The organism is Myxococcus sp. CA005, from assembly GCF_006518205.1.
Lineage (GTDB): Bacteria > Myxococcota > Myxococcia > Myxococcales > Myxococcaceae > Myxococcus > Myxococcus xanthus.
Genome location: NZ_SRLV01000080.1, coordinates 1 through 20,263 on the forward strand (window position 1 = coordinate 1; position 20,263 = coordinate 20,263).

Annotated in this window: 12 protein-coding genes and 1 pseudogene; 3 read left to right on the forward strand and 10 right to left on the reverse strand. The window is 70.6% G+C overall.

All coding sequences use genetic code 11. From position 1 onward, the window contains the following. Window positions 1-265, reverse strand: a pseudogene (locus FMQ63_RS38165) (DUF1565 domain-containing protein); the annotation flags it as partial. A gap of 326 nt (window positions 266-591) precedes the next feature. Here FMQ63_RS38165 and FMQ63_RS28215 point away from each other — a divergent pair. After that, window positions 592-861 (forward strand): HU family DNA-binding protein, encoded by a 270-nt coding sequence (locus tag FMQ63_RS28215; protein WP_002635502.1) that lies wholly within the window; start codon window positions 592-594, stop codon window positions 859-861. Window positions 862-927: 66 nt separating this feature from the next. Here FMQ63_RS28215 and FMQ63_RS28220 read toward each other — a convergent pair whose 3' ends face one another. Both FMQ63_RS28220 and ltaE read right to left on the reverse strand, forming a co-directional pair. Continuing rightward, the gene (locus FMQ63_RS28220) at window positions 928-1,890 is read right to left on the reverse strand and encodes a M23 family metallopeptidase (protein ID WP_011551550.1); all 963 of its coding nucleotides are present in this window, start codon (window positions 1,888-1,890) and stop codon (window positions 928-930) included. A 101-nt stretch (window positions 1,891-1,991) separates the two neighbouring features. After that, a complete protein-coding gene (ltaE, locus tag FMQ63_RS28225) occupies window positions 1,992-3,017 on the reverse strand; it encodes a low-specificity L-threonine aldolase (protein ID WP_011551549.1) in 1,026 nt (341 codons plus the stop codon). A 29-nt stretch (window positions 3,018-3,046) separates the two neighbouring features. On the opposite strand from ltaE, the gene nth reads away from it, so the two are divergent. Then, complete coding sequence (gene nth / locus FMQ63_RS28230; RefSeq protein ID WP_020477747.1) at window positions 3,047-3,802, forward strand: endonuclease III; 756 nt, start codon at window positions 3,047-3,049, stop codon at window positions 3,800-3,802. Here the strand turns inward: nth and def are convergent. The 6 genes from def to galU form a co-directional block, all read right to left on the reverse strand. Next, a complete protein-coding gene (gene def / locus FMQ63_RS28235) occupies window positions 3,756-4,289 on the reverse strand; it encodes a peptide deformylase (RefSeq protein ID WP_011551547.1) in 534 nt (177 codons plus the stop codon). The two genes, nth and def, sit on opposite strands and share 47 nt — an antisense overlap. Window positions 4,290-4,378: 89 nt before the next feature. Then, window positions 4,379-9,931, reverse strand: coding sequence for a transcriptional regulator (locus FMQ63_RS28240; protein WP_011551546.1), 5,553 nt, complete (start codon window positions 9,929-9,931; stop codon window positions 4,379-4,381). 15 nt (window positions 9,932-9,946) lie between these two features. Continuing rightward, window positions 9,947-12,334: a primosomal protein N' gene (gene priA, locus FMQ63_RS28245; RefSeq protein WP_011551545.1), complete on the reverse strand. Its 2,388-nt coding sequence runs from the start codon at window positions 12,332-12,334 to the stop codon at window positions 9,947-9,949. Window positions 12,335-12,467: 133 nt separating this feature from the next. Continuing rightward, window positions 12,468-13,094: a glutathione S-transferase family protein gene (locus FMQ63_RS28250; RefSeq protein WP_011551544.1), complete on the reverse strand. Its 627-nt coding sequence runs from the start codon at window positions 13,092-13,094 to the stop codon at window positions 12,468-12,470. Between the two features lie 108 nt (window positions 13,095-13,202). Next, window positions 13,203-13,958 (reverse strand): hypothetical protein, encoded by a 756-nt coding sequence (locus tag FMQ63_RS28255; RefSeq protein ID WP_011551543.1) that lies wholly within the window; start codon window positions 13,956-13,958, stop codon window positions 13,203-13,205. Next, complete coding sequence (galU, locus tag FMQ63_RS28260; RefSeq protein ID WP_011551542.1) at window positions 13,955-14,857, reverse strand: UTP--glucose-1-phosphate uridylyltransferase GalU; 903 nt, start codon at window positions 14,855-14,857, stop codon at window positions 13,955-13,957. Before galU ends, FMQ63_RS28255 begins: the two co-directional genes overlap by 4 nt. Window positions 14,858-14,917: 60 nt before the next feature. On the opposite strand from galU, the gene FMQ63_RS28265 reads away from it, so the two are divergent. Beyond that, a complete protein-coding gene (locus FMQ63_RS28265; protein ID WP_011551541.1) occupies window positions 14,918-15,766 on the forward strand; it encodes a hypothetical protein in 849 nt (282 codons plus the stop codon). 1 nt (window position 15,767) lies between these two features. On the opposite strand, the gene FMQ63_RS28270 is transcribed toward FMQ63_RS28265, so the two are convergent. Beyond that, window positions 15,768-20,243, reverse strand: a complete 4,476-nt coding sequence (locus FMQ63_RS28270; RefSeq protein ID WP_011551540.1) for a hypothetical protein — start codon at window positions 20,241-20,243, stop codon at window positions 15,768-15,770. Window positions 20,244-20,263: the final 20 nt, after the last annotated feature.

The following is a 20,263-nucleotide window of genomic DNA, read 5'->3' on the forward strand; positions in this document are numbered from 1 at the left end:
CCCGAACTCCGGGTGGGATCAGGAACGGCCCTGTGTAACGCCCCGGGGCTACCCGCACGGTCAGGGCTCCGGGCCGCGCCAGTGCCTCGCCGAGCTGGCGCAGCGGGCGCTCACGCGAGCCGTCGCCAGGCTCCGCGCCAGCCGCGTCCACCCAGAGGGTGCTGGGGGCCGGGGACGACGCGGCTGGTTGCGCCTCGCGATGCGAAGGGCTCCGACAGGCGCTGGCGAGCAGCAGGATCAAGATCAGGAAGGTTCGAAAACGCACGCAAGCAAGCATCCTAGTGCCTTCCCGCCAGGGCTCACGCGACCGCGATCAGCCCCTCTCCGCAAGTGATCAATATTCCAAAGACTTTCCTCAAAACACGATCACAACACAGCTATTTTCCAATTCACCACGGATGGGTCGCGATGATGTATCGGAAGCGACGCTCCACACCCTTCCTACGCCCGGTGTTTCAGAGGGCCAACTTTTCGTCTGGAGGCCGATTTTCCGGCTCCAAACCGCAGCCGGCATTGACAGGGAAAAGAGCGATTTGTTACCACCAGCCGGGTTAAAGCACTTCAAGGCCAGACAACGGACGGAGGGGCGTAATGACCAAGGCAGAACTCGTCGAGGTGGTGGCGGCGCAGACACGTCTCACCAAGAAGTCGGCGGCGCAGATCCTCGACATCGTCTTCACCAATATCGGTAAGGCGGTGAAGAAGGACGCCCGCTTCAGCTATCCCGGCTTTGGAACCTGGTCGGTTCGGTCGCGCAAGGCTCGCAAGATTCGCAACCCCCAGACCAACGAGATGATGAAGCTCAAGGCGTCGAAGACGATCGGCTTCCGGCCCGCCAAGGAGCTGAAGAACTCCCTCTAGGCCATCGCCGAGGGACTTCGCGCAGGGGCGCTCACCCGAAAGGGGGCGCCCCTGTTGCATTGCGGGCTAGCGGCTTACGGGCCCACGGGCCACTGACGGCATGGGCTCCGGAGGCGGCTCCGCGTCACCCAGCGCCTCCAGTGGGTCCATGGGCTGGCCGTCACGCCACAGCTCGAAGTGGAGGTGGACGCCGGTGGCCAGCCCTGTCTCCCCGGCCAGCCCCACCGCGTTGCCTCGCTCCAGCACCTCGCCAGGGTCCACCAGCACGCGGGACAGGTGGCTGTAGCGCGTCACCCAGCGCCCCTCATGCTGGACCTCCACCTGGAGGCCATGGTCGCCATTGTGGCCCGCACGCAGCACCACGCCCTTGTCCGCCGTGTAGATGGGCTGGCCCTGCGTCGCGGCCAGGTCGACGCCCAGGTGGCGCCGGTGCACGCCTGTCACGGGGTGCCAGCGGTAGCCGAAGAGGCTGGTGACGGACACCGGATCCACCGGCCAGGAGAAGCGCGGAAGCGCATCCTCGGCCGGCTCGGGCGGCTGCTCCAGGCGGCGCAGCTCGGCGGTGCGCAGCGCCAGTCGGCCCACGCGCAACACCACCGCCTCGGCCAGCGGGGCCGGCATGTCGCCATAGGTGAAGCCGTCCCGCTCCAGCTCGGCCTCCAGGACGCTCTGGGCCTGCAGCAAATCACCCGAGCCGACGCGCGGCGCCGCGGGACGCGACAGGAAGCCGTCCAATGCGAAGGTCACCTGCTCCCAATTCTCCACCTGGGCGGCGGGCATCGTCCCGCCTCGCGCCACCTGTTGACGGAGGCCTTGTGCTCGCGACGCGAAGGCGGCGAGCACGGCATGCAGCTCCGGAGCAGTCTCCGGCGCGGGCGGTCGCACTCGGCGGGGCGCTGGCGCTGCATCTGGCGCGCGTGACTGTGAAGCCGAGGTGGCGTAGAGCTCCTCGAAACTCATCTTCGGCTCCGCGCCACGGGTAGCGCAGGCACAAGCTGAAACGAAGGCGAGGATGCTGAGGCGGCGCACGGCGGTGCGAGCCTACCATGGCCCGCCCGAAGCGCTCCTTCCCCGCCCCGTGTGCGCGCCCAGGGATGTCCACGGACGCGCGTTTCACTCCAAGGCTGTGCTCAGCCCACGGCGCGGCGGATGCGCTGCAGGGCTTCGTCGATGTCGGCAGCGGACACATCCAGGTGGGTGACGAGGCGCAGCGTCCGAGGAGCACCCGCGGGGTTCGTCAGGACCCCGTGCTGCTCCAGTCGTGCCACCATCTCCAGAGCGGACCGGGAGAACTCCGCGAAGACCATGTTGGTCTCCACCCGCGAAGCGTCCACCTCCACGCCGGGCAGCTCCGCCAGCCCCGCGGCCAGCCTGCGGGCGTTCGCATGGTCATCCGCCAGCCGCTCTACATGGTGCTCCAGTGCATGCAGCGCGGCCGCCGCCAGGATGCCTGCCTGCCGCATGCCACCGCCCAGCCGCTTGCGCAGCCGGCGCGCCTCGCGAATGACGTCCGCGCGCCCCGCCAGGGCCGAGCCCACCGGAGCGCCCAGGCCCTTCGAGAAACACACGGACGTCGTGTCCGTCAGCGCGGCCCAGGCGGACACCGGCACGCCCAGGGCGACACCGGCGTTGAAGAGCCTGGCTCCATCCAGGTGGACGGCCAACCCCGCCTTGCGCGCCGCTTCCACGACGGCCCGGAAGCGCTCCACCGGCCATACCGAACCACCACCCCGGTTGTGCGTGTTCTCCAGCGACAGCAGGCGCGTGCGCGGGTTGTGGATGTTGTCCTCGCGCACGGCCGCGCTCACATCCTCCGGCGACAGCAGACCGCGCTGCCCTGGCAGTGGCTGCGGCTGCACGCCCCACAAGGCGGGCACCGCGCCCCCTTCGTAGTGGAGGATGTGGCTGCCTGCTTCGGTGAGCACCTCGTCGCCCGCCCGGCAATGCGCGCCGATGGCCAACTGGTTGGCCTGCGTCCCCGAGGGCACGAAGACGGCGGCCTCCAGGCCGAGCCGCTCGGCCACCCGTGCCTCCAGACGGAGCACGGTGGGGTCTTCGCCATAAACGTCATCCCCTACTTCGGCTTCGGCGATGGCGCGCCGCATGGCGGCCGTGGGCTGGGTGACGGTGTCGGAACGGAAGTCGATGCGCTTCATGAATCTCCCCGAATGGGTGCGTCCAACCGGTGCTTGGGCTCGCAGCCGGTGTGACATACAACGGCGCCGTGCCTGGACGTGAGACGGTCGCGGAGAAGCGAAAGCGCGCGTTGCTGGTGATGGACCGGCTGGCCGCGGACATGCCGGATGCCCGCATCGAGCTGGACTATCGGACGCCCCTGGAGCTGCTGGTGGCCGTCATCCTCTCCGCGCAGTGCACGGACAAGCGCGTCAACATGGTGACGCCGGCCCTCTTCCAGCGCTTCTCCGACGCCCAGGCCTATGCGGAAGCAGAACCGTCGGACGTGGAGCCCTTCATCCGCACCTGCGGCTTGTACCGCGCCAAGGCGAAGAACATCGTCGCGGCCGCCCGGTCGCTGGTGCAGGAGCACGCCGGGCAGGTTCCCTTGAAGCGGGACGCGCTGGAGAAGCTGCCAGGCGTGGGCCGAAAGACGGCGGGCGTGGTGTGCATCCACCTGGGAGGCGACGTGGCCTTCCCCGTGGACACGCACGTGAAGCGGCTCGCCTACCGGCTCGGGTTCACCACGAAGGCGGACCCGGACAAGGTGGAAGCCGATATGCAGGCCGTGCTGCCGTCGGAGCGGTGGGCCCTGGGCCACCAGCTCCTGGTGTGGCACGGGCGGCGGACCTGCTTTGCCCGCTCGCCCGCGTGTGAGCGCTGCGTCGTCGCGGACCTGTGCCCGAAGAAGGGCGTGAAGGTCCAGAAGGACGCCGGCGCTACGGAGACGCCGGCGCGCTCGCCTCGCGCTCGCGCGAAGTCTTGAGGCGCTTCATCCGCTTGCGGATGAACTCGCGCTTCAGGGACGAAATGTGGTCCACGAAGACGGTGCCGTTGAGGTGGTCCGTCTCGTGCTGCACCGCGATGGACAGCAGCCCGTCACAGCGCAGCGTCTGCTCCTGACCGTCCGGGTCCAGGAACTTCACGGTGACCACGGCGGCCCGGTCGACATCCGCGGCCTCACCAGGGATGGACAGGCAGCCCTCGTTGTAGGTCGTGTCGCCTTCCATGGCGATGATCTCCGGATTGATCATCGCAACGGGCTTCAGCTCCGGCTGGCTGTGCGTGGTGTCCAGCACGATGACGCGCTGGAGCACGCCGATTTGCGGGGCGGCCAGGCCCACGCCTTCAGCGGAGTACATCGTTTCGAACATGTCCTTCACCAGCGTGCGGGTGGAGTCATCCACCTTCGCCACCGGCTTGGCCTTCTGTTTCAGGACAGGGTCGGGCCAGATGAGGATCTCACGGACCATGGACGCCGTCTTAATCTCCCCGGAGCGGACGGGCAACCGCCCCGGGTGGGCCGCCCTGCACTCCCGGGAGGCCGTCCGTCCGACGGGCGTCAGTCGAGCAGGCTTCGGGCGTACTCCGAGCGCAGCCGGTCGTCTCCCAGGGCCTGGGCGGCCTCGGCGAGCACGGTGCGGATCTGCTGCGCACGGTGCTGGAGCGCCGGGTCGGGATGCCCCGCGAAGCGCAGCGGGTGGAACTCGGCGGCCAACAGCTCGTAGGCGCGTTTGACCTCCTCGCCCCCCGCCGAGCGGGCCAACCCCAGCACCGCGAAGTAGTCCGCGTCCTGGATCTCCTCGAACTTGGCTTCCAGGCGCCGGACGTCCAGCTCCGGCGGCAGGTCGCCCGCGTCTTCATCCGTCGCGGGCTCCAGCGAGACGAGCCCCAGCGTCCGCGCCACCGCGAGCGACTTCAATGCCGAGTCCTGCGGCAGCCCCGCGCCCAGGAGCAGCGCCTCCAGCGTGTGCTCTCCGTCCACCTGGGACAGGAGTTGGAGGTCCCGCGAAGGCAGGCCGAAGTCATCCGGGGCCAGGTGGATGTCGCCGCGGGTGACGCGCGCGCGCAGGCTCCCGGCGGCCTCCAGCAGGGATTCGGAGGTGAGGGTGTTGCGCAGGGCCTCGGCCAACAGGTGCAGCGGCGGACGCGTGGCGGCGGCAAGCGCCACCTCGTGCGGCGCCGGCTCCGATACCAGGCGGTAGAGCGTCGAGGGCTCCGCCAGCGCGTCCAGGAAGACCTGCTCGGTGTAGCGCTGGACCAGGGGCACGGCTTCGGACTCCCGCAGGTAGCCCCGGCCCCGCAGTGCGTCCAGCAGCGCGGCCGTGGTGGCGCTGCGCACCAGCCGCAGCTCGCCTTCCTGCCGCGCGTCGATGAGCCCGTCCGCGCGGGCCCGGTCGACCAACGTCTCCCCTTGCGCGGAGGAGACGGCCCCCACCAGCGCCCCGTCCCGCAGCCAGAGGACGCGCAGGGCGTTCATCACCTTCAGCTCCAACCGCATCTCCATGCGGGCCTCACAGAGCCGGAGCACCAGCTTCGTCAGGCCATCCTGGGTGACGCTGCCACTGCGGGCCACGGCCAGCTCGGGTCTGCCGGGAGGTGCTTCCAGGGGCAGCATGGATGCTCGGGCCTGGGCAGCGGCTTCCTCCGCGTCTCGGAGCGCGCGCTCCTCCAGCTCCAGGCGTTCGCGCTCGGAGCGGGCTCGCTGTTCGGCGGACTCGGTGCGCAGTGCCTCCAGGGATTGTTCGAGGGACTCGCGTGCTTCACGCTCTTTCGCCAAGTTCTCTCGGGACTGCTGGTGCTCCAGGCGGAGCTCGGCGAGTTCCTCGGAGATTCGGGTGTTCTCCGCGAGGAGCCGGGACTCGGACTCGCTGCGGGCGCGGGACTCTTCTTCGAGCCGGGATTCCAGCGTCGCTCGCTGCGTTGCCTCCGCGTCCAGGCGGACTTCGAGGGCCGTTCGGTGGCGGCCTTCGGCCTTCGCGCGGGCGGTCGCTTCGGCTTCGGCCTGGGCGGATTGCTGGACGCGAGCTTCGGCCTCGGCACGGCGCTTCGCCTCGGCTTCGGCTCGGGCTTCCGCCTCCTCGGCGGACTTCAGGGCGGCTTCGGCGCGGGCTTCCGCTTCGTGCCGTGCCTGGGCCTCGGATTCAGCCTGGGCGGCGGCGGTGACGCGGTGTTCTTCTTCCGTTCGGGCACGTGCCTTCTCGGCGGCGAGGGACTCTCCTTCTCGCCTTGCCTGTGCTTCTGCTTCGGCGCGCTGCTGGGCCTCCTGCTCGGCGCGAGATTCCGCTTCAGCACGGGCCTGCGCTTCGCGCTCGGCGCGGGCTTCGGCTTCGGCGCGGGCCTGCGCTTCACGTTCGGCTCGGGCTTCGGCTTCCGCGCGGCGCTCCGCCTCCGCGGTAGCCTGTGCTTCCGCCTTCTCGCGAGCCTGGGCCTCCGCCTTCGCGAGCACCTCGGCTTCGGCGCGCAACGTGGCCTCGTGCTCGGCGCGGGCCTCGGCTGCGGCTCGGGCCTCGGACTCACGAGAAGCACGCGTGTCTGCGTCGGTTCGCGAGGACGCCTCGCTCTCCGCACGGACCTCGATTGCCGCACGCAACTTCGCCTCGCGCTCGGCGCGGGCCTCTATTTCGGACCGTGCGGCGACCTCTGCTTCGGCGCGGGCATCGGCTGCGGCTCGCGCCTCGGCCGCGATTTCCGCGCGGGCTTCGGCTTCGCGTCGCGCGACGGCCTCGCTTTCAGCTCGGGCCTCCGCGGCTTGCCGTGCTGCTGCTTCGCTCTCGGCTCGAGCCTCCGCGGCTTTCAGCGCGACGGCCGAAATCTCAGCTCGAGCACCGTCGTCCTTCAATGCGGCAGCCGCGCTCTCAGCTCGGGCTTCGGCTTCTTGCAATGCGGCTACTGCGCTCTCAGCTCGGGCTTCGGCTTCTTGCAATGCGGCTACTGCGCTCTCAGCTCGGGCCTCGGCTTCTTTCAGCGCAGCTGTCGTGCGCTCAGCGTGGGCTTCGGCTTCAAGGCGTACAGCGGCGCCTTGCTCCGCTCGGGCTTCGGCCTCCGCCCGGGCCGCAGCCTCGCTGCTAGCCTGGGCCTCTGCGTTTGCACGTAGCTCCGCTTCTTGCTGAGCCCGAGCTTCCGCCTTCTTCGCGCGGGCCTCTGCGTTCGCACGGGCCTCCGCTTCCAATCCGGTGCGCGCATCAGATTCGGAGGTGACGCGGGCTTCCGCTTCCTCACGTGCTCGTGTCTCGGCTTCGGCTCGGGCTTCCGCCGCCTGGCGAGCCAACGCCTCGGCTTCAGCACGCGCCTCCGCTTCCACGCGCGCCGTTGCCTCAATCTCGGCCCGGGCTTCTGCCTCGGCACGCGCCGCTGCTTCAATCTCTGCTCGGGCCTCGGCCTCGGCACGCGCCGTGGCGATGGACTCCAGACGCGCCTCGGCGTCCACGCGAGCCGCGGACTCAATCTCCGCCCGGGCATCCGCCTCAGTCAGAGCCGTCGCGACCGATTCCACCCGGGCGTCGGCTTCGGCGCGCACCGTGGCCTCAATCTCCGCTCGCGCGGAGGCCTCGGCAAGCGCCGCCTCCGCTGACGCCAGCCGTGCTTCGGCATCCACGCGGGCCGCGGATTCAATCTCGGCTCGAGCCTCGGCCTCGGCCAGCGCCGTGGCCACGGACTCCACACGGGCGTCCGCACCGTTCTCCGCCTGCACGCGCGCCTCGGCGTCAGCCAGGGCCCGAGCAATCCGTTCCGATTGGGCTTCCGACTCCGCCAACGCACGCGCAGCCTGCTCCGCGCGAGCCTCTGCCTCCGCCTGTGCACGCCCCGCCAGCTCCGCGCGAGTCTCTACTTCCTCAAGGGCTCGCGACAGGCTCTGCGCACGCGTGTCCGCTTCGAGCCGCGACTGGGCCTCCACCTCGGCGCGGGCCTCCGCGGCCTCGCGGGCACGAGCCTCCGCGTCGATGCGCGCTTCCGACACCGCGGTCAGGTCCTCGGCGGACTCGACCCGGCGCTCCGCGGTCTGACGCGCCTTGGACTCCGATTCGGCGCGGGCCTCCGAAACGACTCGCCCCGCGGCCTCCGACTCCAGGCGCGCTTCGAGCGCCTGCAATGCCTGCGTGCTCGCCGCGGCGCGAAGCTCCGCTGCCTCACGGGCCTGCGTCTCTGCCTCCGCGCGGGCCTCTGCGTCGATGGCCCGCAGCTCCGCCTCCGCGCAGGCATCCTCGAACCGGCGGACCTGGGCCTCCACCTCGGCGGTGAGCGTCTCCGCTTCCTCGCGGAGGCGGACTTGCGCTTCCAGCTCCTCGCGCAGCGCCGACAGGTCGCCAGTCTCCTGCGCGTCGCCCGCGAGGGCCGCCCTGGCGGCGCCCCTGGACGAAGGCGACTCCCGCTGACGGAGCCCTTCCAGCGCCGCTTCGGCTTCCGCCCGCAGCAAGGACTCCCGCGAGCGCTCCTCTTCTTCCGCCTCGAGCCGCTCCTGGAGCCCCTGGACCTGCTGCTCGAGTTCGCGGCGCAGCGCGGCTTCCCGCTCCAGCGCCTCGGTGACAGAGCTCACACGCGCGTGAGCTTCCTCGAGCTGGCGCTCCGCTTCCTCCTGCTGGGCCTGCCACTGCGCCATCAGCGCGGGAACCGCGAAGCCTCCGGCGCCTGGGGCGGGCGTCTCGACGACAGGCGGCGCCTCTGGCGCGGGGCTCGACGCCTCCGCGTCCGAGTCGAACCAATCCTCCCCGATGCTGCGAGGCTCCTCCTTCGGCGTCTCAGTGGACTCCCCGTCGAACCAGTCATCCCCCACGCCCGACGCCTGCGGCTCCTCGTCATCCTGGGACGGGCCTGAAGCAGATTGCAGCTCCGCCTCCAGCAACTCCCAGTTGGACGCGGAGACCGCCGCCGCGTCCGGCTCCGGCGTGTCCGCGGGCTCACCGAGCGCCGCCTCCGTGCCCCACGTGTCTTCAGTCTCCGATGACGGTGATTGCGGCTCGGCGTCCGCCGCCAGCTTGGGCTCCGTGGACGGCGCCTCACCGGGTACATCGCCCGCACCATCCCCCCCCGAGCCCACGCGCCCTGCGTGCTCCATCTCGGGGTCCGGAGGCAGCTCCGTCCAGGGCGAGCCCTCCGTGCTCACGGAGTCGAAGGAAGGCCCGCCGCGCATGGCAGCCAGCTCTGCCTCCGCCGCGGAGAGGGCATCCCCCGCCGGGGCCTCCGGCGTGTCGACGTCGAAGAACCCCTCATCGCCCAACCGAGGCGCCAGGGCCGCCGTGCGCATCGAAGGCTGAGAAACAGCCTCCTCCGTCCAAGCCAGTTGTCCCACTGGCGGCGCATCCTCGGCCGGCGCGGCGTCCTCTCCCTCAAGCCCCGCGGACGCTCCCTGCGCGTCGTCTCCGGCCGTCTCAGCGTCCACGGCCGAGCCCCAGTCCTGCCCCTGCGAAGGCTCGCCCCATCCATCCGAAGAATCCGGAGCAAGCGCCGAGTCGATGGAGGCCATCGCCTGGGCTTCCACCTCCAGGTGGGCCCGCTCCATGGCGGTGTCCAGGTCGCGCGTGCTCTGACGCTCGCGTTTCTGCGCCGCCTCGTGAGCGGAGCGCTCCGCGTCCGTCATGGCCGCCAGCTCCCAGTCCGTCTGGTGCAGCGGCGCCAGGTCCCCAAAGAGCGCATTCGCCAGCGCGGAGTCGCCCGCCACCGAGGGCGGTGGGGTCGCGTGCCAGGACTCCGTCTCCGCACCCGTGGCCGCCGAGCCACCACCAGACGGAGGCAGCTCCCGGTTCTCCACCACGTGCCATGCGTCCGCATCCGCGGGGGCATTGACCAGCGAATCCACCAGCTCGACGAAGGCCGCCCCTTCCAGCGGCAGTTGGGCCACGGGGGCGCTGAAGCCGGGGATGGACTCGCCCAGGAGCAGCACCCGGGCCGACTTGCCATCCGGGTGCTGGAGCAACTCCTCCAGCACGAGATGGCCCCGGCCACTCTCCACGCCGGGCGCGAGCACGAGCAGCACGGGCAGGTGGTGCCCGTACGCAATGAGGGCATCCGCGGCGGAGGTGGCGAGGATGACCTCGTACCCTTCACGCGTGAGCAGGCGCCGCACGGCGGCGATATTGGCGATGTCGTCGTGGACGAGAAGGACCGGTGCGCCCATGGGGGGGCACCGAGTCTACAGCATGGCCCCCGGATCCACGTCGATCACGACCTTCACCGCGGAAGGAACATCGACCAGGGCCGCTTCCAGCCGGGCGAGCAGCGGGGCGAGCGCCGTATGCGTTGGCCCCTTCAAGAGGAGCTGCCAGCGCGTCTTGCCACGGATGCGGGAGATGGGCGCCAGGGCCGGCCCCAGCATGCGGACCCCCGCGGACGCAGGGGGCATGTGCCGGGAGACGATGTTCCCCAGGGAGCGCGCCACACTGGCCGTCTGTTCGGGGTGCTCCCCCTCCAGGCGGACGGCGGCCATGCGTGAATAGGGAGGGTAGGCCAGCGCCTTGCGCCACTCCAGTTCTTGATTGGCGAAGCCGTCGAAGTCATGGGCCAGCACGCGCCGCACCGGCTCCGCGTCCGGATTGTAGGTCTGCACCAGCACCCGGCCCGGGTCCTTGCCCCGGCCCGCGCGGCCGGACACCTGGGTGAGCAGATGGAAGGTGCGCTCGGCGGCACGGAAGTCCGGGATGGAGAGGGACGTGTCCGCCATGACGACACACACCAGCGTCACGCCTGGAAAGTCGTGCCCCTTGGCCACCATCTGCGTGCCCACCAGGACATCCAGTTCCCGGCGCGCGAACGAGGCCAGCATCTCCGTCAGCCGCTCGGCGCTGCTGGCCGAGTCCCGGTCCAACCGGGCGACACGCGCGGTGGGGATGCGCTCCAGCACCTCCGCCTCCACACGCTCGGTGCCGATGCCCAGCTTGAGCATGGGGCCCGTGCACTCCAGACACTGCTCCGGCACCGGCATGGCCAGGCCGCAGTAGTGGCACACCACCCGGTTCTGCGAGCGGTGGTGCGTGAGGCACACGTCACACTCGCTGCACTTGAGCGACAGGCCACACACCTCACACAGAAGGACGGTGCTGTGGCCCCGGCGGTTGAGGAAGAGGATGACCTGCTGACCGCGGCCAATCGTCTCCGCCATCGCCTCCAGCAACGGAGGACTGAGGATGGGCGCCTCTTCCGTCACCACGCCCTCACGCGGACGCTCCACGCGCAGGTCCACCAGCTCGATGGTGGGCATGGGCCGGTCATCCACGCGGTGCTTCAGCTCCAGGAGCTGGTAGCGCCCGCGCTTCACGTTCTCCAGCGTCTCCAGCGCGGGCGTTGCCGAACCCAGCACCACCACCGCGCCGGCCTGCTTGCCGCGCACGACGGCCAGGTCGCGCGCCTGGTAGCGCAGCTTCTCCTCCTGCTTGAAGGACGGGTCGTGCTCCTCGTCAACGACGATGAGCCCCAGGTTGTCCACCGGCGCGAACACCGCCGAGCGCACGCCCACGGCAATCTTCACGTCGCCGCGGCGCAGCGCCTGCCAGTGGAAGAGCCGCTCCCGGTCCTTCAGCGCCGAGTGCAGCACCGCCACCTCCGCGCCGAAGCGGCTGCGGAAGCGGCCCACCAGCTGCGGCGTCAGCGCGATTTCCGGCACCAGGATGAGGCTGCCCTTCCCCAGCGACAGCGCATGCTCGGCCGCGCGCAGGTACACCTCCGTCTTCCCGCTGCCGGTGACGCCGTGCAGGAGGAAGGGCTGGAAGGTGGCCGCGTCCAGGGCCGCGCGCAGCACCACGCCCGCCGCGTCCTGCTCCGGCGTGAGGTGGTCCGGACGGCCCTGAATCAGGCCCTCCTTCACGCTGGCCTCCACCGTCTTCTCCTCCAGCCGGGCGAAGCCGCGCGTGGCCAGCTTCTTCAGCGTCTCGCGCGCGCCTGGAATCGCGTGGGCGACCTCTTCCAGCGGCGCGCTGCCTCCCACGGCCAGCAGATACGCGAGCGCGGCGGACTGGGCGGGCGCGCGAGACAGCTCCGGCGGCACCTCGTTGACGAGCGCCACCGCGAAGTGCTGCACGTCCGGCCTGGCTTCCTTCTCATCCACAGCCTTCGACAGGCCAGGCGGCAGCGCGCCGCGAATCACCTCACCCAGCGGATAGCGGTAGTGCACGGCCGCGAAGCGCAGCAGCGCGATGAGGTCCTTGGGCAAGGACGGAGAGTCCTCCAGCACGCGCTGGACGGCCTTGAGCCGCACCTTCTCGCCAGTCGGCGGAGACGCGGGCCCCAGGTAGAAGCCCAGCGCCGTGCCCCGGCCGAAGGGCACCAGCACGCGCTGCCCCGGCTCCAGGCGGCCCGCCAGCTCGTCCGGCAGGGTGTAGGTGAACTCGCCCCGGACGGGGCGGCCAACGGCGATGGAGGCCAGGACGGGAGTGCTCACTTCGGCGCGCACTGTAGCGGCGGCGGCGGGCTCGGACAGTTCCCGGCGGCTTTTCACACCGGAGGTGCGCACCGCCCTGGAACCCCGCGTCGTGGGGGCCTTCGCGGGCGCCGCGTCCGCCCCGCTCCACAAGGGTCGCTGTTCCATGACACTCCCTTCAACCACCACCCCGGCCCCATCCGTCCTGCTACCGGGGTCCACAGTGCGCGAAGGGTCTGACATTCCCCACCGGGTCCCGCCGTGGGACGGAACCCGGAGTGTCAGGAGGTCACTTCGGGGCTCAGGCCCCGGTGACCTTCTTCCACGAAGGACGGCTCCGGACGCGCTCCCACCAGGCCGCCACGTTCGGGTACTTACCGACGAGCTCCGCGCCGCCCGCGGCGACGAAGAAATCCATGTAGGGCATCCACGTCACCTCGGCGAGCGAGAAGCCGTCTCCCGCCAGGTACTGCTGCTTGCCCAGCACCGGCTCGATGATGCCGAAGACGCGCTCGACGCCCTGCAGGCCCTCGCTGATGCGCGCCTCGTCCGGCGTGCCGCCGCCCATCACCTTCTTGAAGAGGCGCTCCCAGATGACCTTCATCGCGGAGGGCGAGAAGTAACACTGCTCCACGCTGATGAACTGCTCCATGCGCGCGTACGCATGCACGTCGGACGGCGTCAGCGAGGGCCCCGGCAGCTTGCGGTCCAGATAGCGGATGATGGCGCGCGACTCGTAGAGCTTGAAGCCGTCATCGTCCTCGAAGGCGGGGATGACGCCGAAGGGGTGGTGCTCCATGTACGCGGGGCTCTTCTGCTCCCCCTTCGTGAGGTCGACGACGACGAGTTCCGCCTCCTGGCCCTTCTCCGCCAGGGTGGTGAGGACCGAACGCGTGGCAGTGCTCATCGGGAGGCCGTACACCTTCATGGGACATTCCTCTGCGTGGCGGGCCGGGGAAAGTCCCGGCCAGGCGGGGCCAGACTCTTCATGGCCGCCGCCAGCGCCGCAAGGAATTCAGGAAAGTGGCGGCATTGACTACAGGGTGAAGAGCGAGTCGGGCAGGCTGGCCCGGTTGTCCCCCTTCAAGGCGGTGAAGCGCAGGTTGCGCTGACCGCCGCGCCACACCTCGATGGTGCGGGGCAGCCACTCCCCCGTGGCGGGCGAGTTGTAGTCCAGGAAGCGGACGTCCCAGGCCGTCCCCGACGCGTCCGAGTAACGCACCCGGGCCGGGCGGAAGGAGTCCTTGTAGACCCAGAACTGCGGGCGGCCCTCGGCCATGTCGCCGATGACGTAGGCCACCTCGCCGCCGAAGCGCGCCAGTCCGGTGCGCCCCGTGTCGATGCCCAGGCCCTGGAGGTGGCGAATCACCGCCTCCTTCAGTTCCTGCACGTTGCCGCTGCCCGTGGCGAGCAGCGGGCACACCTGCGAGACAAGCGCCGACATGGAGGGAATCTCGGTCCCCTGCACGCGACGGCGGCCACCCGACTGGACCACGGAGGACTGGGCATTGCCGTCGGGCACGGAGGCCTCGAAGCGGCAGCGTCCGGGCACGCGGATGGACAGCACGCCGTCACCCTGCACCTCCGGGCGGTCCGTGGGCGTCCCCAGCGCGGCGCCGGCCTCCTTGACGGCCGGACCTCCGAAGCTGAGGGAGCCTTCCACGCGCAACGTGGACAGCCTCAGCTCGGCGCGCTCCGCCGACATGCGGCGGATGATGGAGCTGCCGGGCAGCACGTAGGCCGCCGCGGCGAAGGAGACCAGGACAGCGAGGAGTGCAACGGTGCGCTTCACGGCTTCTCCGTCTTCACGACTTCACGCATGTACTCGAGCAGCCCGGCACGCAGGTCCGGACGCTTGAGCGCGTAGGCGATGTTGGCCTTCAGGTACCCCACCTTGTCGCCCGCGTCATAGCGCTGACCCTTGAAGCGGTAGCCGAGCAGCCCCTTCGACTGCTGGAGCGTGGCCAGGCCGTCGGTGAGCTGGATTTCGCCGCCCACACCCGGCGTCTGGTTCTCCAGGATGGGGAAGATGTCGGGCGGCAGCACGTAGCGGCCGATGACGGCGAGGTTGGAGGGCGCAGTGCCCTTCTTCGGCTTCTCCACGATGCGGTCGATGCGCATGACGCCATCACCCAGGTCCGTGCCCGCGGCGATGCCGTACATGTGCGTCTCACTCTCCGGCACTTCCATGAGCGCGATGACCGCCTGGTTGTACTGGCGGTACACGCGAGCGAGCTGGCGGATTCCCGGCTCCTCGGCATCAATCATGTCGTCGCCCAGCAGCACGCCGAAGGGCTCGTCGCCGATGACGCTCTTGGCGCACAGCACCGCGTGGCCCAGTCCCTTGGGCTCCTTCTGACGGATGCTGACGACGCGCACGAGGTCCGCGATGGCGCGCAGCTTGTCGGCCTCGGAATCCTTGCCGCGCGCACGCAGCGTCGTCTCCAGTTCGAAGCCGATGTCGAAGTGGTCCTCGATGGCGCCCTTGCCGCGGCCATTGATGAGGACGACATCCTCGATGCCGGCGGATACCGCCTCTTCCACGATGTACTGGAGCGTCGGAGTATCGACGATAGGCAGCATCTCCTTGGGAACCGCCTTGGTCGCCGGCAGGAAGCGCGTGCCCAGGCCGGCTGCCGGGATGACACACTTGCGGATGAGGGGCTCTACCTTCGAGGTTTTGGAGGCCATGAGGGCTGGGAATCTATTGATGGCCCCTGACCCCATCAAGCTGGATAGGATGGACTTGTCATGTTGCTCCGCGCCTTGGTGCTGATTGCCCTTTGTGTGTCCACTACCGCTCTGGCGCAACCCGCCGAGGACCTTCGCGATGTCATGAGCGCACGCGCCTATGGCATGGGCGGCGCCTACCGTGCCCTGGGGCTGGGCACGGACGCCATCATGGGCAATCCAGCGGCGATGGTCCTCTACCCGTCCTACCGGGTTGAAGGCACCGGCGCGTGGGATACGCGGCGGAAGGAAGGGTTGCTGGGCGTCTCCGTCGTCGACGCCGCCACGAGCCGCCTGGGGATGGGCGTGGACTACCACTGGGTGAGCGTGGGGCGCGGCGGCGCGCGCGCCAGCGCCCACCTCAGCTCGATGGGCGTGGGAATGCCCATCAGTCAGGCGCTCATGCTCGGCGCCACGGTGCGTTATCTGCGCATGAGCGGCCAGTCGCGGTTCGCCAACTCCGTCACCGGCGACGCGGGCCTGATACTCCGGCTGTCGCCGTCACTGATGGCGGGCTTCTCCGCGCACAACATCGTGGACACTGGCAATGAGGAGCTGACGCGCTACTACTCGGCGCACGTCGGGGTGATGACGGGGCTGCTGACGCTCGCAGGCGACGTGCGCGCGGACTTCACGACGAACGACACCAAGACGTTCACGTACCACGGCGGTCTGGAGTACATCCTGGGCGAGCTGTTCCCGGTGCGCATGGGCTACTCCTACGACGGCTTCACGCGGACGTCGCAAATCAGCACGGGGCTCGGCTTCATGTCCGAGGGCGGAGGCGGCCTGGACTTCGGCTACCGCCACGACCTGGGCGGCCCCAAGGGGCGCATGCTGGCGCTCACCATCAAGCTGAACATGAACTGAGTCAGCGCGGCGCCCGGAGCGGCAGGTAGCGCTCCGACGCGGCGAAGCGCAGCAGCTCCACCAGCTCCGCCTCGTTGCCCCGGCGGGTCCGCAGGACGGACAGCGCGGGGCCAATGCTCCCGCAGGCCACCAGGCCCGCGCGGTTGGCGGAATCCCGCGCGGCATCCGCGAGCGCCGAAGCCTTGAAGTTCTGGGTGCCGGGTTCCAGCAAGGCCATCGCGCGCTCCAGGGCGCGCGGCGACAGGGACTCGCGCACCACGCGGGCCTCGGCTCCGGACGCACGCGGGTCCTTCAGCACGGTGGCCAGCAGCGCCAGGGCGCGGAGGAGCTGGCCCCCCTTGAGGGCCCGGAGCGCGAGCAGGTCCGGCGACAGGGACAGCAAGGCGCGGCCCACGTGGAAGCGCAGCTCCGGGAGCGGCATGGGCTCACGCAGCAGGAGCCGGCCCACGAGGAGGCGCGGGTGGCCCGCGTGCACGGCGGTGAAGGGCGGGCCGTCGTCCTCTGCGAGCACGAGTTCGGGCAGGTGGACGTCCAGCATCCGCGCGGCGGTGTGCAGCGCGTCGAGCACGGCGGGCGCGCAGGGGCCCGCGGTGGCGCGCATCAGCTCCGAGGAGCCGGCGGCGCGGCCCTCCGCTGGGAACAGGCGGCAGAGCGCGATTCCGGTGCAGGCCAGCAGTTCGCCCGAGGGCGTGCGCAGACCGGGGTGACGCAGGCCAGCGCGTTCGTCGGAGGTCAGCGGTGGACGCTGGCCGCGCGGCGCGGGCGTTTCGAGCCCGTCGAGCGCATTGGCGATTTCGCGCATGAGCGAGGCACGCGCCGGGTCTCCTCGCTGGTCGAAGTACTCGGCGAGGAGTCGATAGGGCTTCGCGTCGAGCGGACGCTCGCGGATGTGCCGGAAGGCATCGGGCTCGGTGTCCGGTGACGGCACATAGGCGGGCGCGGGTGATTCGCGCGGGTCCGTGACGCCGGGGACAGGCCGAGGAGGCTCGGGCGCCGCGGGTGGCTTCGCGATGAACGTGCGGCCCGGCGCCGGGGCGGAAACCGTGCCCTCCGGGCGCGCGCGGACAACGCGGCGCACCGGGTCCATCCGGCCGGGGGGCGCTTCCCAGGAGATGACGCGGGTCTCCGGGACGGGGGCATCACCGAGGTCCATGACCTCGCCTGTGATGAGGTCGGTGGCCCGAGGGCGCTGGGCTCGAGCCTCCGCGTCGCGAGAAGCAGGCCCTTGCTCCACTTCGCTTCCGGACGCGGCGGCGCGTGGCGCGGCCTTGTCTCCGCGCGAGGGCGCGGGGGCGCGTTGAGCAGCCGGCGCCTTGGGGGCAACGGCGGCGTCCGCGGACTCAGCGGGAGCGCGTGGCGGCGGAGCGGCTGTGTTGCCCGGGGATGAAGGCGGGTTGCGGGCCTCGCCCCTGGGGGAGGACGCGGCTGCACGTGCTTCTGCCTTGGGAGGCGATGCGGCGAAGGCTTCCGATGGAACACGCGGTTCACCTTGCGCTGGCGAGACGGTGGCGCGCGCCGCGCCCTTGGGAAGCGGCGCATCCGCGTCGGAACGGGCCTCCCGCCTCCCCTTCCGCCCCGAAGAAGGGACGGGCTCCGGCGAAGCCTTGCGGCCCTGCTCCACCGCGGCGCCCGGGGCATTTCTCCCGACTTCATCGCGGGTTGGCTCCACGCTTTCGGACGCGGATGGAGCAACCCCGATGTCCGTGGTGGACGCATCCTCGTTGGCGAGGCTCTGGAGGTTTCCGGACGATTGCGTCAGCACCGGGGGCGCCGCGATGAGTGGCGCACGGGGGCCGCTCGACTCACGGCGAGGAGCCGCGGAGCGCGGCGGCTCGGGGGGCGGCACTTCACGCTCTGCGCGTGCCTGCCGGATTCCCTCCGCCCGGCGGGCGTAGACCTGCGCGCGCTCGGGATTGCCCATCACCTCGCGCCACAGACGCGCGAGCCGGTCCCAGGTGCGCTCCCGCTCCGCCTCGTCGTCCATGGCGGTGGCCGCATGTTCCAGGGCCCAAGCGGCCTCGCCCAGGAGGTCACGAGCGAGGAGACGCTCCACGAGCATCAGCCACGCTTCCTTGTGGCCCGGCTCGTAGCGCACGGCCTGACGCAACTCCTCGAGCGCGGCATCGGCGTCGCCCTGGGCATCCAACGTGGCGACCAGCTCCAGCCGGGCCTGACGCGCGGCGGGCCCTCGGGATTCGCGGGCGAGCTGCGCACGCAGAAGCCGGCTGAGCACCGTCGTGTCGCCGAGCTTTCGCGTCAGCGTCGTGAGCTGCACGCGCGCCTGCTCACTGTCGGGACTCTCCGTGAGCACCTCGCTCCAGGCCCACTGCGCGAGCCGCCAATCGCTCAGCGACTCCTCCGCGACCTGAGCCAGGACACGCAGCGCTTCCACGCGGTCCAGCGCACGGCGGGGTGCCGCCGCCAGTGCCACCCGGAGCCGTTCCGCGATGGACGGACGTTCCGCGTCCGACACACAGCGGAGCATCCCCGCGAGCACGGGAAGCAGTCCCGGCGCGGAGGACTCCGCCGCCTCGAAGTCCGCGCGAGCCTTCTTCAGCTCGCCCATGTGGAGCCAGCGCTCGCCCCGTGTGAGCAGAGCCCCCGCACGTGCGCGGCCAGCGGGCGCGCGCCGGATGGCCTCGTCCAGCGCACGGCGGACGAGGGATGCGTCCCCTCTCGCGGCGAGCAACCGCACCTGATCTCGAAGCGCGGCGCGGTCCCCCGTCAGCTCCACGATTTCCCGGTACATGCGAGCGGCGCCCGCGGGGTCGTGGAGCTCGTTCTCCATCACCTCCGCGAGGCGCGCCAACGCATCGGCGCGCAGGGACGCGTCCTTCGCCCGGTCCGCTCGCTTGAGGTAGAGCTGAGCCAGCTCGGCCCAGGCCCGTCGAGCGATGAGCTGAGCCTCGACCTTCTGCGAGCGGGTCAGCTCCTCGGTGTCTTCTTCACGAGGCCCCGCGCTCGCCTCGGAAGCGCGGCCTTTCTTGTTCGATGCATCGCCAGAAGCCGAGGCGAGCGCTGCCTCCAGCTCCGCCAACGACACCTCCATGGTGCCTGAGCGGGCATCCGGCTCGGGTGCGGCACTGGACGTGATTCGAGGTGGCAGCGCCTCGGACGGGGGCGGGGTCTTCCGCCGCTCGCTCTTCGAAGAGGCAGGAGTCTGCTGGCGCGGTGGAGGACTCGATACATCCGCGCCGACGAGAAAGGGCTGTGCCTCCGAAGTGACTTCACTTTCGTCGGCATCGTCAAAGCGAGCGACAGGCGCAGGCGCGACCGCGTCGTCGTCTGGGGCATCGGCCCAAGGCACGGGCAGTGGCGCGCGCCCCGGAACAAACGTCTTGGCCACACCTGAAGACGGGGGCATGGCGACGTCCCCTAGCGCGGGCATCTCCACTTCCGTCTTGCGCGCCTCGAAGTCAGATGCCCCCGGTGGAACAACCACCGCCGGCATTTCCACGACAGTCCTGGGTGCTTCGGAAGCAGAGGTACCGCGCGGAGTCACCGCGGGTAATTCCACCGCCGGCATCTCCAACACCGTCTTGAGCGACTCAGTGGGTGGCGCCTTCACGGGCGGCGGACGCGCATCGGTATCGGGCAGCGCTTCGCCCCCCTTGGACGAAGCCGTCGCGCTCACATCAGCCCCAGGCGGTGGAACGGAAATCGACACAGGCCCACGTTGTTCCGAGACGGGCGGAGCTTCCGCCTGAAGCCCATCCGCGCCGCGCGCAGGTGACACGGCCGCAGGCGCTCCTCCACCCACCGCTGGGAACTGCGACACCGAAGACCGCGAACGTGCCTCCACCGCACCGACCGTGGAAGCTGATGCCGAGACCGCCCTCGCGGAGAGCGGCGGCCCCACCACCGTTTCGATGAGGTAGACGGCGTCGTCATTCTCCCAAGAGGCCGCGGCCTGCGCGCCTTCTCTCCGCGCTGGGAGCTTCGCCAGCACACCCTCCTCGTCCTCATCCACCTTCGGGGCGCTCGCACCAGCGTCAGGCACCGCCTTGCCCCCGATGCGCGCACGCAACACCTGGAGCACGCGCCGGGCACGCCGGTCCTCGGGCCATTCCACCAGGAGGGCTTCGAGCGCGGCGGCGGCACGCGGCAGTTGGTCCACCCGTCGCAGCACCCGCGCGAGCTGACGCCGGACCGCGCGCCTGCTGGAGACCACCGTAGGCGCCACCTCCAGCAAGGTGATGGCCGCCGCCTCCGTGCCCGCCAGCAGCGCCATGCGCACAATTCCGGCGGCCAGGCGCGGCGTCATCGGCAAGGTCCGGCTGGCGCGCGCAAGCTCTCCGAACGCACGCGCGGCGGAGCCCTCTCGCAACTGCCGGGCCGCGGACCGGAAGTGCCGGTCCACCACTTCGCTGACATCCTCCGCGGGCTTGATGTCGGACGCGCCGGGCTGCAGCGCCGCCTGTCGGACCGCTGCGGGCTCCGGCGTGCCGGCGCTCTTGCCGTTTCTCACGCCACCCATGGGTGCAGCAGTCTACACAC

Excerpts from the sequence above, each read along its gene's own strand:
- FMQ63_RS28215 (WP_002635502.1), top strand. The coding sequence starts at position 592 with ATGACCAAGGCAGAACTCGTCGAGGTGGTGGCGGCGCAGACACGTCTC.
- ltaE (WP_011551549.1), bottom strand. The coding sequence starts at position 3,017 with ATGAAGCGCATCGACTTCCGTTCCGACACCGTCACCCAGCCCACGGCC.
- def (WP_011551547.1), bottom strand. The coding sequence starts at position 4,289 with ATGGTCCGTGAGATCCTCATCTGGCCCGACCCTGTCCTGAAACAGAAG.
- FMQ63_RS28240 (WP_011551546.1), bottom strand. The coding sequence starts at position 9,931 with ATGGGCGCACCGGTCCTTCTCGTCCACGACGACATCGCCAATATCGCC.
- priA (WP_011551545.1), bottom strand. The coding sequence starts at position 12,334 with ATGGAACAGCGACCCTTGTGGAGCGGGGCGGACGCGGCGCCCGCGAAG.
- FMQ63_RS28250 (WP_011551544.1), bottom strand. The coding sequence starts at position 13,094 with ATGAAGGTGTACGGCCTCCCGATGAGCACTGCCACGCGTTCGGTCCTC.
- galU (WP_011551542.1), bottom strand. The coding sequence starts at position 14,857 with ATGGCCTCCAAAACCTCGAAGGTAGAGCCCCTCATCCGCAAGTGTGTC.
- FMQ63_RS28265 (WP_011551541.1), top strand. The coding sequence starts at position 14,918 with ATGTTGCTCCGCGCCTTGGTGCTGATTGCCCTTTGTGTGTCCACTACC.
- FMQ63_RS28270 (WP_011551540.1), bottom strand. The coding sequence starts at position 20,243 with ATGGGTGGCGTGAGAAACGGCAAGAGCGCCGGCACGCCGGAGCCCGCA.